At 70.2% G+C, this 15148-nt stretch carries 12 protein-coding genes; 7 read left to right on the forward strand and 5 right to left on the reverse strand.

The genetic code is table 11. The features are described 5' to 3' along the window. Positions 1-5: 5 nt before the first annotated feature. Positions 6-686: a DUF6064 family protein gene (locus FFK22_RS15440; protein WP_138885662.1), complete on the reverse strand. Its 681-nt coding sequence runs from the start codon at positions 684-686 to the stop codon at positions 6-8. Next, positions 686-1609 carry an aldo/keto reductase gene (locus FFK22_RS15445; protein WP_138885663.1) on the reverse strand — a complete coding sequence of 308 codons (924 nt, stop codon included), beginning with the start codon at positions 1607-1609 and terminating at the stop codon, positions 686-688. The genes FFK22_RS15440 and FFK22_RS15445 overlap by 1 nt, the downstream gene beginning before the upstream one ends. 182 nt (positions 1610-1791) lie before the next feature. On the opposite strand from FFK22_RS15445, the gene FFK22_RS15450 reads away from it, so the two are divergent. After that, a complete protein-coding gene (locus FFK22_RS15450; RefSeq protein ID WP_221938619.1) occupies positions 1792-3138 on the forward strand; it encodes a P1 family peptidase in 1347 nt (448 codons plus the stop codon). A gap of 5 nt (positions 3139-3143) precedes the next feature. Here the strand turns inward: FFK22_RS15450 and FFK22_RS42965 are convergent, their stop codons facing one another. After that, complete coding sequence (locus FFK22_RS42965; RefSeq protein ID WP_186002479.1) at positions 3144-3317, reverse strand: hypothetical protein; 174 nt, start codon at positions 3315-3317, stop codon at positions 3144-3146. A 70-nt stretch (positions 3318-3387) separates the two neighbouring features. Next, positions 3388-3843 (reverse strand): MEKHLA domain-containing protein, encoded by a 456-nt coding sequence (locus tag FFK22_RS15455; protein WP_138885665.1) that lies wholly within the window; start codon positions 3841-3843, stop codon positions 3388-3390. 186 nt (positions 3844-4029) lie between these two features. Between FFK22_RS15455 and FFK22_RS15460 the strand changes: the two genes are divergently transcribed. Both FFK22_RS15460 and metH read left to right on the forward strand, forming a co-directional pair. Next, entirely contained in the window at positions 4030-4818 is a 789-nt protein-coding gene (locus FFK22_RS15460) for an extracellular solute-binding protein (RefSeq protein ID WP_138885666.1), read from the forward strand. A gap of 134 nt (positions 4819-4952) precedes the next feature. Beyond that, positions 4953-8720 (forward strand): methionine synthase, encoded by a 3768-nt coding sequence (metH, locus tag FFK22_RS15465; protein WP_138885667.1) that lies wholly within the window; start codon positions 4953-4955, stop codon positions 8718-8720. A 161-nt stretch (positions 8721-8881) separates the two neighbouring features. On the opposite strand, the gene FFK22_RS15470 is transcribed toward metH, so the two are convergent. Beyond that, a complete protein-coding gene (locus FFK22_RS15470; RefSeq protein ID WP_138885668.1) occupies positions 8882-9388 on the reverse strand; it encodes a MarR family winged helix-turn-helix transcriptional regulator in 507 nt (168 codons plus the stop codon). Between the two features lie 108 nt (positions 9389-9496). Between FFK22_RS15470 and FFK22_RS15475 the strand changes: the two genes are divergently transcribed. The 4 genes from FFK22_RS15475 (at position 9497) to FFK22_RS15490 (ending at position 15146) form a co-directional block, all read left to right on the forward strand. Next, positions 9497-10897, forward strand: coding sequence for an MFS transporter (locus FFK22_RS15475; RefSeq protein WP_306770114.1), 1401 nt, complete (start codon positions 9497-9499; stop codon positions 10895-10897). A 159-nt stretch (positions 10898-11056) separates the two neighbouring features. After that, a complete protein-coding gene (ilvD, locus tag FFK22_RS15480) occupies positions 11057-12919 on the forward strand; it encodes a dihydroxy-acid dehydratase (protein ID WP_138885669.1) in 1863 nt (620 codons plus the stop codon). A gap of 138 nt (positions 12920-13057) precedes the next feature. Continuing rightward, positions 13058-14183, forward strand: a protein-coding gene (gene prfB / locus FFK22_RS15485) for a peptide chain release factor 2 (RefSeq protein WP_138885670.1) whose coding sequence is annotated in 2 segments (ribosomal slippage) — positions 13058-13126 and positions 13128-14183 — 1125 coding nt in all. Because the reading frame shifts where the segments join, the coding sequence is not laid out codon by codon here. 69 nt (positions 14184-14252) lie between these two features. Continuing rightward, positions 14253-15146 (forward strand): TIGR01459 family HAD-type hydrolase, encoded by an 894-nt coding sequence (locus tag FFK22_RS15490; protein WP_138885671.1) that lies wholly within the window; start codon positions 14253-14255, stop codon positions 15144-15146. Positions 15147-15148: the final 2 nt, after the last annotated feature.

Consider the following 15148-nt stretch of genomic DNA (forward strand, 5'->3'; position numbering starts at 1 on the left):
CCGGATCAGGGCGAAAGCTGGCGCACCAGCGCCTGCCGGGCCGCGAGCATGGTCGCCAGCAGCGCCGCGGTCGGCGGCATCCAGGCCTCCGGCGCCGACATCGCCCACAACGTCGCCCCGGTGACGGCGCACCACAGCACCGGCAGGATCATCAGCAGCCAGCGCGCCGGCCCGGCCAGGGCCAGCAGCAGGCCGAGCGTGCCGATCGCGGTCGGATCGGGCGCGACGCCGAAGATCTCGGCCTGGCGCCAGGTCCGGCCGAGCAGCAGGCCGATCGCCGGCTGCGCCAGCAGCGCGAACAGGAAAATCCCGATCCCCGCCCGGCCGGCGGCATCGAGCCGCGGAGGGACGGAGAGCCGGCCGCCGATCGCCCCGGCCCAGACCAGCAGCGCCGCCTGCGCCAGGAAGCCCGCGGCGAGCCAGGGCGCGCCCCAGTTGATGCTGGCGTAGCGGTCGAGATGAAAGGCGATCGCCACCCAGGCCCAGCAGGCGGCCAGGATGGCGCCGACGGAGGGCCCCGCCACCGGACCGCCGCGGCGCAGCAGCACCAGCATCAGCAGCCCGAGCAGGACGGAGACGGCCTGCGCCGGCCAGATCGCTGCGTTGTACAGCTCGAACAGCCGGTGATAGGTGCGGGGCGAGAACAGCAGGAAGTCGGAGAGGCGGTAGCTCCACCACTCCGCCATCACAGCGCCTCGACATCGGCGGCCATCCGCCGGCGCATCGCCGCATCCGGCATCGGGCCGCGGGCGACGCCGAGATTCTCCCGCACATGGTCGACACGGGTGGTGGCCGGTATGGCGCAGGTGACGGCTGGGTGCGAGACCACGAATTTCAGCAGGATCTGGGCCCAGCTGCCGCAGCCGACCTCGCCGGCCCAGCCGGGCAGCGCCTCACCGTCGACATCGTCGATCAGCTCGCCCTGGCGGAACGGCCGGTTGACGATGACGGCGATGCCGCGCTCCTGCGCCAGCGGCAGGATGCGGTCCTCCACCTCGCGGTCGAGAATGTTGTAGGTGATCTGCACGAAGTCGATCGGCCGGCTGCGCATCACCTGCTCGATCTCGCCATGCCGCCGCCCCTCCGAGGTGGTGATGCCGACATAGCGTAGCCGGCCCTCCGCCTTCATGGCGAAGAGCGTGTCGAGATGCGTCTCCCAGGCCAGCAGGTTGTGGACCTGCAGCAGGTCGAAGCGGGGCACGCCCCAAAGCCGGCGCGAGTCCTCGATCTGTCCCGGCCCGTCGCCGGAGGTCCAGACCTTGTCGGCCGCGAACAAGCCGGCGGGCCATCCGAGCCTGGCCAGGCCATGGCCGATCACCGGCTGGGACGAGCCGTACATTGGCGAGGAATCGATCAGCCGCCCGCCCGCGGCGAAGAAGGCGCGCATCACCTCGGCGCAGTCGTCGCGCGCCTGCGGGTCGTCGCCGACATTGAACGTGATCCAGCTGCCGAGCCCGACCACCGGCAGCGCTTCACCGGTCGAGGGGATCGGCCGGGTGGCCGGGGCCGCCTGGGCGGTCGCCGCCGGGACCGGCAGCAGCGGCGCGGCGCCGGTCACGGCCAGGGCGCCCAGCAGGGCGCGGCGGGAGAGGATCGGGGAACGCGGCATCGCCTGCCTCCGTCTGCGCTGTCGCCCCCATCAAGATGGGATTGCAGAGCGGCGGCGCCACTATCCCCTTCCGGATGCCGCGCGGTTGGGACAGCATTCCCGTCCGCCGGCAGCCGGTGAATCACGTACAGGGGGATGGAATGCGGAATCGACGGAACGGCCCGAGATCGATCGGCGGAGCTTTGGCAACTGGTCTGCTCGCCGCGCTGCTGGCAGCGTTGCCGGCCGCGGCCCAGGACACGCCGGCACCGGTGCTGAACGCCGGCGACAAGCTGCTGCAGTTCGACTGGCCGGCGGTGCAGGTCGGCACCGGCGAGTACGAGGAGGGGCCGACCGGCGTCACCGTAGTCCATTTCGACCGACGGTCGCTGGCCGCGGTCGATGTCCGCGGCGGCGGGCCGGGCACGGTCAACACCGACTACCTCCGCCTGGGCTACGATGCGCCGGAGCTGGACGCCGTGGTGTTCGCCGGCGGCTCCTGGTACGGGCTGGAGGCCACCACCGCCGTCGCCTCGGCGCTGAAGGAGGACGGGATTCGCGGCGGCCATTGGGACAACATCGCCCTGTCGGTCGGCGCCATCATCTACGATCTCGGCGGCCGCCGGCTGAACGAGATCGTGCCCGACAAGCGGCTGGCCCAGGCTGCCTTCCGCGCCGCCAGGCCCGGCGTGTTCCCGCTGGGCGCCCAGGGGGCCGGCCGGCTCGCGGTCACCGGGTCGCTGTTCGGCTGCAACGCCTTCTCCGGCCAGGGCGGCGCCTTCCGCCAGATCGGGCAGGTCAAGATCGCCGCCTTCGTCGTGGTCAACGCGCTGGGCGTGGTCACCACGCGCGACGGCAAGGTGGCCGCCTGCTACGGCGACGAGGGCTGGCCGAAGGACCTGACCACCGCGGCGCTGCTGGCGGGCTATCCGGCCAGCCGCAAGCCGGGCTGGACCGGCGCGCCGAACGCCGACGCCCCGGCCCGCAACACCACGGTCAGCCTGGTCGTCACCAACCAGAAGCTGAAGCCGGCGGAGCTGCAGCGCCTGGCGATCCAGGTGCACAGCTCGATGGGCCGGGCGCTGCAGCCCTTCGCCACCGAGTTCGACGGCGACGTGCTGTACGCCGTCTCGACCGGCGAGCTGGAGGACGAGGCGGCGATGCTGCCGACGGTCGATCTCGGCGTGGTCGGCGGCGAGGTGATGTGGGACGCCATCCTCGCCTCCGTACCGGACCAGCCGAAGCCGGCCACGTCCGCCGCCAAGCCGGTCCTGCCGGCGGACAAGCTGGCGGCGCTGGCCGGCGACTACGTCTTCAGCCCCTTCGTGACCGTGAAGGTCACGGCGGAGGGCGACACTTTGTTCGCCCAGGCGACCGGCGCGCGCGCCGCCTTCGCCATCGGCAAGGAGGAGAAGACCGAGCTGAAGCCGGTCTCGGCCACCGACTTCATGGTGCCGGGGCGCTATCCGCTGACCCTGCGCTTCGACTCCGGCCGGCTGGTGCTCAACCCCGGGCACTGGCAGCAGTTGGGGACACGGCAGGGCTCGTGACCGCGTCAGGAGTTCGACGCCATCGCCATCAGGGCCCCAATGATGACCAGCACGAGGACGAAGGTCGACCCGACGCCCTTGATCGCATCCCAGAGGCCATAGCCCTCGATCATGAGAATGATCACCAGGAAGATCGCGAGAATCGAGCCATAAACCAGAAGTCCCTTCGTCCGCCCCATGCGCCTGTCCCTCCCCGCCCAGAGAGGAGCCTAGCATGGCTCCGAGGCATCGGCAGAGGCAGGCCCCGTCCTACACCTCCCGCCAGTCCCGGAAGGTCGCCGCCTGGCCGCGCAGAGTGCCGGCCTCGTCGATCAGCTGCCAGACGGTGGCGTTCTCGATCCAGAAGCGGCGGCCGGACTTGGCGATGCGCAGGCCGCGATAATCGCCGATGAAGCCGTCGCGGGTCACGGCGTCGAGCAGGCGCTGCCGCTCGGCCCGGTCCGGCGCCTCGGCGGAGAGGCGGGACGGCAGCGTCGTGAACTCGTCCCAGCCATACTCGAAGCGGGCCTGAGCCGAGCGGTTGGCGTAGACGAAGCGCGGATCGGCATCGGTGTTGTGCGCCAGAACGCAGAACGGCGCGTCGCCATAGAGCCAGCGCGCCTGCTCGGCGGCGTCGCCCTCCATCGGCAGCAGCGGCGCGCCGACCAGCCGGGCGTGGCTGCCGGCCAGGAGGCGCAGGAAATCGGGATCGTGGGCGAGGCTCATCAGGGAACTCCGGACGCGCCGCGACGGCAGCGCGCCTGGAGGGTACGTCGGACATAAATCTCGGCCGGACAAGCCGGCTGCGGCACGGTGTCCGGGCATGGCTGACCCGACGGACCGACGGGCCACGGGTCGCAGTGTTTCCGGCCACGATCAGGATCCCGATCCGATTCAGCCGAGGCCTTCCCCATGACGCTGCCGCCGATCGTCTCCCGTGCCGCCCTCGCCGTCGCCGGACTGCTGCTCGTGGTCCAGCCCGTGGCTGCGGCCGAGCTGCAGGTCGTCAGCTCCGGCGGTTTCGCCGCCGCCTACCGCGCCCTGGCGCCGGAGTACGAGCGCGCCAGCGGCGACACGCTGAAGATCCAATGGGGTCCGTCGATGGGCGACACGCCGAACGCGGTGCCGGCCCGGCTGGCGCGCGGTGAAAAGCTGGATGTCGTGATCATGGTCGGCACCGCCCTCGACGACCTGATCAAGCAGGGCAAGGTGCTGCCCGACAGCATGGTCGTCCTCGCCCGCTCCAGCATCGGCGTCGCGGTGAAGGCCGGCGCGCCGAAGCCGGACATCAGCTCGGCCGAGGCGGTGAAGCAGGCGCTGCTGGCGGCGAAGTCGGTCGCCTATTCCGACAGCGCCAGCGGCGTCTACATCTCGACCCGGATGTTCCAGCGCCTCGGCATCGCCGAGCAGATGGCGGGCAAGGCGCGCAAGATCCCCGCCACGCCGGTCGGCGAGATCGTGGCCAAGGGCGAGGCCGAGCTGGGCTTCCAGCAGATCGCCGAGCTGAAGCCGGTCGAGGGCATCGACCTGGTCGGGCCGCTGCCGCCGGAGCTGCAGCAGGTGACGCCGTATTCCGCCGGCATCGTCGCCGGCTCGCACGACCCGGCAGCGGCGAAGAAGCTGCTCGACTTCCTGGCATCCCCCGCCGCCGCCCCGGCCATCGCCGCGACCGGACTGGAGCCGACCGCGGAGAGCAAGTAGCGCCAGGGCCACGCCGAGAGAGCCCGCCGCTCTCTCGGCGACATCCGTGGCTCAGTTGGCGACATCGGATGTTGATATAAAGATATCTTTATGTCATTACGTACATCCCGATCCGGAACCGCCGGCTGCTCGCCATGACCACGCCTTCCCTGGACATCCCCCTGGAGCCGGTCGACGGCACCGAGGTTCTGGCCGCGCTGACCGCGGCGACGCGCGAGCGCGTGCTGATCCTGGACGGCGCCATGGGCACCCAGATCCAGGGCCTCGGCTTCGGCGAGGAGCATTTCCGCGGCACCCATTTCGCCGGCTGCGACTGCCACCTGCAGGGCAACAACGACCTGCTGATCCTGACCCAGCCGGATGCGATCGAGGCGATCCATTTCGGCTACGCCATCGCCGGCGCCGACATCCTCGAGACCAACACCTTCTCCTCCACCTCGATCGCCCAGGCCGATTACGGCATGGAGAAGGTGGTTTACGACCTGAACTTCCACGGCGCGCGGCTGGCCCGCCGGGCCGCGGCCAAGGCCCGGGCGATGGACGGCCGCCGCCGCTTCGTCGCCGGCGCGCTGGGGCCGACCAACCGCACCGCCTCGATCTCGCCGGACGTCAACAACCCCGGCTACCGCGCCGTCACCTTCGACCAGCTGCGCGACGCCTATGCCGAGCAGGTGCGCGGCCTGGTCGACGGCGGCGCCGAGATCATCCTGATCGAGACCATCTTCGACACGCTGAACGCCAAGGCGGCGATCTTCGGCACCGAGCTGGTCTTCGCCGAGAAGGGCGTGCACCTGCCGGTGATGATCTCCGGCACCATCACCGACCTGTCCGGCCGCACCCTGTCGGGCCAGACCCCGACCGCCTTCTGGCATTCGGTGCGGCACGCCCGGCCCTTCACCATCGGCCTGAACTGCGCCCTGGGCGCCAACGCCATGCGGGCGCATCTGGCCGAGCTCGCGGAGGCGGCCGACACCTTCGTCTGCGCCTATCCGAATGCCGGCCTGCCGAACGAGTTCGGCCAGTATGACGAGACGCCGGAGGCGATGGCCGCCCAGATCCGCGGCTTCGCCGAGGAGGGGCTGGTCAACATCGTCGGCGGCTGCTGCGGGTCGACCCCCGACCATATCCGCGCCATCGCCGAGGCCGTGGCGGACCTGCCGCCGCGCCAGGTGCCCACGGCGGCCCCGCTGATGCGGCTGTCGGGCTTGGAGCCGTTCACGCTGACCGGCGACATCCCCTTCGTCAATGTCGGCGAGCGCACCAACGTCACCGGCTCGGCCCGCTTCCGCAAGCTGATCACCGCCGGCGACTATGCCGCGGCGCTGGAGGTGGCGCGCGACCAGGTGGCCAATGGCGCCCAGATCCTCGACATCAACATGGATGAGGGTCTGATCGATTCCGAGCGGGCCATGGTCGAGTTCCTGAACCTGATCGCGGCCGAGCCCGACATCGCCCGCGTGCCGGTGATGATCGACAGCTCGAAGTTCTCGATCATCGAGGCCGGGCTGAAATGCGTCCAGGGCAAGCCCCTGGTCAACTCGATCTCGATGAAGGAGGGCGAGGAGGCCTTCCTGCACCACGCCCGGCTGGTGCGGTCCTACGGCGCCGCGGTCGTGGTCATGGCCTTCGACGAGGCCGGCCAGGCCGACACGTTGCAGCGCAAGGTCGAGATCTGCACCCGGGCCTACAAGCTGCTGACGGAAGAGGCCGGCTTCCCGCCCGAGGACATCGTCTTCGATCCCAACGTCTTCGCGGTCGCGACCGGCATCGAGGAGCACAACGGCTACGGCGTCGCCTTCATCGAGGCCACCCGGCAGATCCGGCAGACCCTGCCGCACGCCCATATCTCCGGCGGCGTCTCCAACCTGTCCTTCTCGTTCCGCGGCAACGAGCCGGTGCGCGAGGCGATGCACGCGGTGTTCCTGTACCACGCCATCCAGGCCGGCATGGACATGGGCATCGTCAACGCCGGACAGCTGGCGGTCTATGAATCGATCGAGCCGGAGCTGCGCGAGGCCTGCGAGGACGTGGTCCTCAACCGCCGCGACGACGCCACCGAGCGGCTGCTGGCCCTGGCCGAGCGCTTCAAGGGCGCCGCCGGCCGCGAGGCCAAGGAGCGCGACCTGACCTGGCGCGAGCGGCCGGTCGGCAAGCGGCTGGAGCATGCGCTGGTCAACGGCATCACCGAGTTCATCGACGCCGATGTCGAGGAGGCGCGACTGGAGGCCGAGCGGCCGCTGCACGTCATCGAAGGCCCGCTGATGGCAGGGATGAACGTGGTCGGCGACCTGTTCGGCGCCGGCAAGATGTTCCTGCCCCAGGTGGTGAAGTCGGCCCGCGTCATGAAGCAGGCCGTGGCCCATCTGCTGCCCTATATGGAGGCCGAGAAGGCCGCCAATGGCGGCGGTGGGGAGCGGCGCAGCGCCGGCAAGATCCTGATGGCGACCGTCAAGGGCGACGTGCACGACATCGGCAAGAACATCGTCGGCGTCGTGCTGGCCTGCAACAACTACGAGATCATCGATCTCGGCGTCATGGTCCCGGCCACCAAGATCCTGGAGACGGCGAAGGCCGAGAAGGTCGACATCATCGGCCTGTCCGGGCTGATCACTCCGTCCTTGGACGAGATGGTGCATGTGGCGGCGGAGATGGAGCGCGACGGCTTCGACATCCCGCTCTTGATCGGCGGCGCCACCACCAGCCGGGTGCACACGGCGGTGAAGATCCATCCGCGCTACGCCCGCGGCCAGACCGTCTATGTCAACGACGCCAGCCGCGCCGTCGGCGTGGTCTCGAGCCTGCTGTCGCCCGAGGCCAAGCGCGGCTATGTCGAGGGCGTGCGCGACGAGTACCGCAAGGTCGCCGACAGCCATGCCAGGGCCGAGGCGGAGAAGCAGCGCCTGCCGCTGGCGGCCGCGCGGGCCACGCCCTTCGCCGTCGACTGGGCCGGCTACCAGCCGCCGAAGCCGTCCTTCCTGGGCACCCGCGTGTTCCAGGACTGGGACCTGGCGGAGCTGGCGCGCTACATCGATTGGACGCCGTTCTTCCAGACCTGGGAGCTAAAGGGCCGCTATCCGGCGATCCTGCAGGACGAGAAGCAGGGCGAGGCCGCCCGGCAGCTGTTCCACGACGCCCAGGCGATGCTGGCCCGCATCGTCGAGGAGCGCTGGTTCAAGCCGCAGGCGGTGATCGGCTTCTGGCCGGCCGGCGCGGTGGGCGACGACATCCGCCTGTTCACCGACGAGGCACGGGGCCGAGAGCTGGCGACCTTCTTCACCCTGCGGCAGCAGCTGTCCAAGCGCGACGGCCGGCCGCGCGTGGCGATGTCCGACTTCGTCGCGCCGGTGGACAGCGGCAAGGCCGACTATGTCGGCGGCTTCGTCGTCACCGCCGGGATCGAGGAGGAGGCGATCGCCAACCGCTTCGCCCGGGCCAATGACGACTATTCCTCGATCCTGGTGAAGGCGCTGGCCGACCGCTTCGCCGAGGCCTTCGCCGAGGCCATGCACCAGCGCGTGCGCCGTGAGTTCTGGGGCTATGCCCCGGACGAGGCCTTCGCCCCGGACGAGCTGATCGGCGAGCCCTATCGCGGCATCCGCCCTGCTCCCGGGTACCCGGCCCAGCCGGACCACACCGAGAAGGTGACGCTGTTCCGGCTGCTCGACGCCGAGAAGCGGATCGGCGTGCGCCTGACCGAGAGCTACGCCATGTGGCCGGGCTCATCGGTCTCCGGCCTCTATCTGGCGCATCCGGACTCGTACTATTTCGGCGTCGCCAAGGTCGAGCGCGACCAGGTCGAGGACTACGGCCGCCGCAAGGGCATGCCGATCGCCGAGGTCGAACGCTGGCTGGGCCCGATCCTGAACTACACCCCCGCCCCGCTGGTCGAGGCGGCGGAGTAGAGAGTAGGGCTCCCCAATTGAATCCCCCTCCCCCTGCGGGAGGGGGGCAGGGGGAGGGGGTTCGACCCGCAAGAGCGATTGTCAGGTTCACCCAAAGCTCTCGAAGTCGGTCGTTTCGGAAGCCGCAACGACGGAGCTATTCGATCGACAACCCCCTCCCCCTACCCCCCTCCCGCGAGGGGAGGGGGGACAAGGACTGTCGGCCTCGATCCGCCCTCCTGATATTCCGCCAACCGCTGCAGCAGGGCGCCGGCGGCGATCAGCTGCGCCCGCTCCTCCGGCGACAGGCAGGCCGCCACGGCCTCGGCCATCCAGGCCTCGCGCCGGCTGCGATTCTCCAGCACCGCCCGGGTGCCGGCGTCGGTGAGCACCACATGCAGCCGGCGCCGGTCGCCGGCGTCGGCCTCGCGTCGCACCAGCCCGTCCTTCTCCAGCCCGCGCAGCAGCGCCGCGACATTGGACGAGCGCAGCCCCTCGACCGCCGCGAGCTCGGTCGGGCTGGCCGTGCCGCCCAGGCGCAGCAGCGCGGCCAGCAGCATCAGCTGCGACAGCGGGATATCGCCGCCGTCGGATTCGCGCCGCAGCCGCCGCAGCAGCGCCATCAGCTGCAGCCGGAAGGCGCTGAGCTGCTCGCGCTCGATCGGGAGGGTCTGGTCCGGGTCGATCATTTTGCTATTCTGTTATAGCTAAATCGCCATAGCTATTTGCAACGGCTGGTTCCAGGATCATGCCATGGACGGCGGCACCAAGTGTGCCCGCCGCGAAAGCGAGGTCTCGTGTCCCTGCCCGACGGCCTGCCCCTGCCCCGCCGCAGATGGGCCTTCGCCACCGTGGTGCTCGGCATCATGCTCGCCGTGCTCGACGGTTCCGTCGCCAATGTGGCGCTGCCGACGATCGCGGCCGAGTTCCAGGCCAGTCCGTCGATGTCGATCTGGATCGTCAATGCCTATCAGCTGGCGGTGGTGGTCTCGCTGCTGCCGCTGGCGGGCTTGGGCGAGATCGTCGGCTATCGCCGGATCTATGTCGGCGGCCTGGCCCTGTTCACCGTCGCCTCGCTGGCCTGCGCCCTGTCGGATTCGCTGCTGGCGCTGACCCTCTCCCGCGTCGCCCAGGGCTTCGGCGCCGCCGGGATCATGAGCGTCAACACCGCGCTGATCCGCTATATCTTCCCGCGCGCCCGGCTGGGCCATGTGCTGGGCGTCAACGCCATGATCGCGGCCAGCGCCTCGACGGTCGGTCCCAGCTTCGCCGGCGCCCTGCTGTCGATCGCCTCCTGGCCCTGGCTGTTCGCCATCAACCTGCCGCTCGGCATCGCCGCCATCATCATCGGCAGCCGCAACCTGCCGGAAAGCGACCTTGCCGACCGCCGCTTCGACCTGCTGAGCGCGTTGCTCTCCGCCGCCACCTTCGGCGTCCTGATCACCGGCATCGACAGCATAGCCCATGCGCTCGACTGGCCGTTGATCGCATTGCAGTTCGGCTTGTGCCTTGTCGCCGCGGTGTGGCTGGTTCGGCGGCAGTTGGCCCGGGCGACGCCGCTGCTGCCGCTGGACCTGTTGCGCATTCCGGTGGTCGGGCTGTCGGTCGCCACCTCGATCAGCTCCTTCATGGCGCAGATGGCGGCCTTCGTGGCGCTGCCCTTCCTGCTGCAGACCGGCTACGGCTTCTCCCCGGCCCAGGTCGGCCTGCTGATGATGCCCTGGCCGCTGGCGGTGGCGGTGACCGCGCCCTTCGCCGGCCGCCTGTCCGACCGGCACCCGCCCGGCCTGCTCGGCGGCATCGGCCTTGCCCTCCTCGCCATCGGCCTGGTGCTGATGGCGACCCTGCCGGCGGATCCCGCCCCCTTCAGCATCGTCTGGCGCATGGCGCTGTGCGGCGCCGGATTCGGCCTGTTCCAGGCCCCCAACAACCGGGTGATGATCGGGTCGGCACCGCGCAGCCGCAGCGGCGCCGCCAGCGGCATGCTGGGCACCGCCCGCCTGCTGGGCCAGGCCACCGGCGCCGCGCTGGTGGCGCTGCTGTTCGCGCATTTCCCCGACCATGGCGCCCAGGCCGCCCTGCTGACGGCGGCCGGGCTGGCAACCGCCGCCACGGTGGTCAGCTGCCTGCGCTTGGCCACCCCCGCCTACGCCGCCGACGACCCGGCTGAGCCTCGGGACGCCGCGGCGAGCCGGTAAGCGGCACTCCGCGCGCGGGAGCGTTGCGTCCGTCGCCCTTGCGCCGCGGGCGGGAATGGCGTTCTTTCTGGGTGTTTCCGACGGGTGCCGCGGTTCTTTTCTGATCGCCGTAGCCATCCGACCGACCGAAAGTGACCCGAGCAGCACGGACCCCGATCAATGCCAGCCTATCGTTCCCGCACCACCACCCACGGCCGCAACATGGCCGGAGCCCGCGGGCTCTGGCGGGCGACCGGCATGACGGATGCGGATTTCGGCAAGCCGATCATCGCCGTCGTCAACTCCTTCACCCAGTTCGTGCCCGGCCATGTCCACCTCAAGGACCTCGGCCAGCTGGTGGCGCGGGAGATCGAGGCCGCGGGCGGGGTCGCGAAGGAGTTCAACACCATCGCCGTCGATGACGGCATCGCCATGGGCCATGACGGCATGCTGTACAGCCTGCCGTCGCGCGAGATCATCGCCGACAGCGTCGAGTACATGGTCAACGCGCATTGCGCCGACGCCATGGTCTGCATCTCGAACTGCGACAAGATCACGCCCGGCATGCTGATGGCCGCGATGCGGCTGAACATCCCGGTGGTGTTCGTGTCCGGCGGGCCGATGGAGGCCGGCAAGGTCAAGGTCGGCGGCGAGACCAAGGCGCTGGACCTGATCGACGCCATGGTCGCCGCGGCGGACAGCCGGATCAGCGACGAGGACGTCAAGGTGATCGAGCGGTCGGCCTGCCCGACCTGCGGCTCCTGCTCCGGCATGTTTACCGCCAATTCGATGAACTGCCTGACCGAGGCGCTGGGCCTGGCCCTGCCGGGCAACGGCTCGACCCTGGCCACCCATGCCGACCGCAAGCGCCTGTTCGTCGAGGCCGGGCACCTGATCGTCGACCTGGCGAAGCGCCATTACGAGCAGGACGACGCGTCGGTGCTGCCGCGCAGCATCGCCAGCTTCGCCGCCTTCGAGAACGCCATGACCCTCGACATCGCCATGGGCGGGTCGACCAACACCGTGCTGCACCTGCTGGCCGCGGCACAGGAGGGCGGGGTCGACTTCACCATGGCCGACATCGACCGGCTGTCGCGCCGGGTGCCGGTGCTGTGCAAGGTCGCGCCGGCGCTGTCGACCGTGCATATGGAGGACGTCCACCGCGCCGGCGGCATCATGGCCATCCTGGGCGAGCTGGACCGTGCCGGCCTGCTGAACCGCGAGACCCACACGGTCCATGCCGACAGCCTGGCGGCAGCGCTGGACCAGTGGGACATCAAGCGCACCGACAGCGAATCCGTGCACAAATTCTACGCCGCGGCGCCGGGCGGCATCCCGACCCAGGTCGCCTTCAGCCAGGATGCGCGCTACCCCAGCGTCGACGCCGACCGCAAGCGCGGGGTCATCCGCGACCTGGAGCACGCCTTCAGCCCCGATGGCGGCCTGGCGGTGCTGTACGGCAACATCGCCGAGGATGGCTGCGTGGTGAAGACCGCCGGCGTCGATGCCAGCATCCTGACCTTCTCCGGCCCCGCCCGGATCTTCGAGAGCCAGGACGCGGCGGTCGAGGCCATCCTGGGCGACACCATCAAGCCCGGCGACGTCGTGCTGATCCGCTACGAGGGCCCGAAGGGCGGCCCCGGCATGCAGGAGATGCTGTACCCGACCAGCTATCTGAAGTCGAAGAGCCTGGGCAAGGTCTGCGCCCTGGTCACCGACGGCCGCTTCTCCGGAGGCTCCTCCGGCCTGTCGATCGGCCATGTCTCGCCCGAGGCGGCCGAGGGCGGCGCCATCGCCCTGGTGCAGGAGGGCGACACGATCGAGATCGATATCCCGCACCGCAAGATCCACCTCGCCGTGTCGGATGAGGAGCTGGCGCATCGCCGGGCGGCGATGAACGCCCGCGCCGATGGCGGCTGGGAGCCCTCGGCGCCGCGTGCCCGCAAGGTCTCGCAGGCGCTGCAGGCGTACGCGGCCTTGACCACCAGCGCCGCCCGCGGCGCGGTGCGCGACGTCAGTCAGCTGCGGCCTCGCAAGGCTTGAGGCCCAGGCCGCGGGCGAGTTTTCCCCGCTCGCGGCCTTTACCTGACCGCCGATCCATCCTACATCCCCGGTTCGCATTGCAGGCCGCCGCGCGGCCGGCAACCCCGTGGACGGACCGAATTGGAGAGGAGCGCACCGATGCGCGCCGAGACGGAAGCCAAGGCCCAAGAGATCAAGCAGTCGCTCGCGCTGCTGAGGAGGTCTCTTTGACTGGGATAACGCACTCAGACGACTGGACGAGCTGAACGCCCTCGCCGAGGATCCGAAGCTCTGGGACAGCCCGGAGAAGGCGCAGACCCTGCTGCGCGAGCGCACCCATCTCGATGACGCCATCGGCGGCTACAAGGCCCTGGCCGGCGAGTTCGACGACACCGTCGGCCTGATCGAGCTGGCCGAGGCCGAGGACGATGCCGAGGTGCTGGCCGACGCCGAGGCCCAGCTGGGCCAGCTGGCCCAGCGGGTGGCGAAGAAGCAGCTGGAGAGCCTGCTGGCCGGCGAAGCCGACGGCAATGACTGCTATCTCGAGGTCAATGCCGGCGCCGGCGGCACCGAGGCCCAGGATTGGGGCCAGATGCTGCTGCGCATGTATGTGCGCTGGGCCGAGCAGCACGGCTTCAAGGTCGAATGGCTGGAGGAGAGCCCGGGCGAAGAGGCCGGGATCAAGTCGGCGACGGTGCTGATCAAGGGCCACAACGCCTATGGCTGGCTGAAGACCGAATCGGGCGTGCACCGCCTGGTCCGGATCAGCCCCTATGACAGCGCGGCGCGGCGGCACACCAGCTTCGCCTCGGCCTCGGTGTCGCCGGTGGTCGATGATACGATCGAGATCACGATCCTGGACAAGGATCTGAAGGTCGACACCTACCGGGCCTCCGGCGCCGGCGGCCAGCATGTGAACAAGACGGATTCGGCGATCCGGATCACCCACATCCCGACCGGCGTCATCGTCGCCTGCCAGAACGACCGGTCGCAGCACCGCAACCGGGCCATGGCGATGGACATGCTGCGCGCCCGCCTGTACGAGCGCGAGCTGAAGATCCGCGAGGCCCAGGCCGACGCGCTGAACGCCGAGAAGACTGACATCGGCTGGGGCCACCAGATCCGCAGCTATGTGCTGCAGCCCTACCAGATGGTGAAGGACCTGCGCACCGGCGTGGAGACCAGCGCCTCCTCCGCGGTGCTGGACGGCGACATCGACCAGTTCCTCGAGGCTTCGCTGGCGGCGAAGCTGAAGGGTCAGGGCGAAGATCTGCAGACGGCATAAGCCTTTCCGGGGCGGTGCCGATGGCGCCGCCCCGGGCCAGACCGGAATGGGACGAACAGGCCAGCACGGATGACCGAGAACATTCCGATCCTCGACGGCATCGCCGCGATCCGCGACCGCTACGACGCCTTCATCGTCGACCTGTGGGGCGTAGTGCATGACGGGGTCACGCCCTATCCCGGCGTGATCGACTGCCTGCAGCGGCTGCGCGGCGAGGGCAAGCAGGTGTGCCTGCTGTCGAACGCGCCGCGCCGGGTCGGGTCAGTGACCCAGCGCCTGGCCCAGATCGGCGTGCCGGAGGAATGCTGGGACGCCATCCTGTCCTCGGGCGAGGCGGCGCATCTGGCGCTGGCGGCGCGCGACGACGACTTCCACCAGGCGCTGGGCGAGCGCTTCCTGCATCTCGGCCCCAGCCGCGACGCCGACGTCTATGAGGGCGTCGACGACGTCGTCCGCGTCGACGATGTGGCCGATGCCGAGTTCGTCCTGAACACCGGCATCGACGATCCGGAGGAGCGGGTCGAGGACCATGCGCCGCTGCTGGAGGCCGCGGCGGCGCGCCGGCTGCCGATGATCTGCGCCAACCCGGACATCGTCGTCATCGTCGGCGGCCGGATGCAGATCTGCGCCGGCGCCCTGGCCCAGCACTACGAGACGTTGGGCGGCCAAGTGTACTACCACGGCAAGCCGCACCCGCCGGTCTATCGCCGCTGCTTCGAGCTGCTGGGCCGGCCCGACCCGGCGCGTGTGCTGGCGGTCGGCGACAGCTTCCACACCGACATGGCCGGCGCGGCGGCGGCCGGGATCGACGGGCTGTTCGTGATCGGCGGCATCCATGGCGCCGAGCTGCGCCACGGCGCCAGCGGCCAGCCGGATGCGCACAAGCTGGCCGCCGCCGCCGAACGGCACCGGCTGCGGCCTGTGGCCGCGGTGGAGCGGCTGAACTGGGACGGCCTCGCCTAGAG

This window comes from Mycobacterium sp. KBS0706 (genome assembly GCF_005938675.2).
Classification (GTDB): domain Bacteria; phylum Pseudomonadota; class Alphaproteobacteria; order DSM-16000; family Inquilinaceae; genus Inquilinus.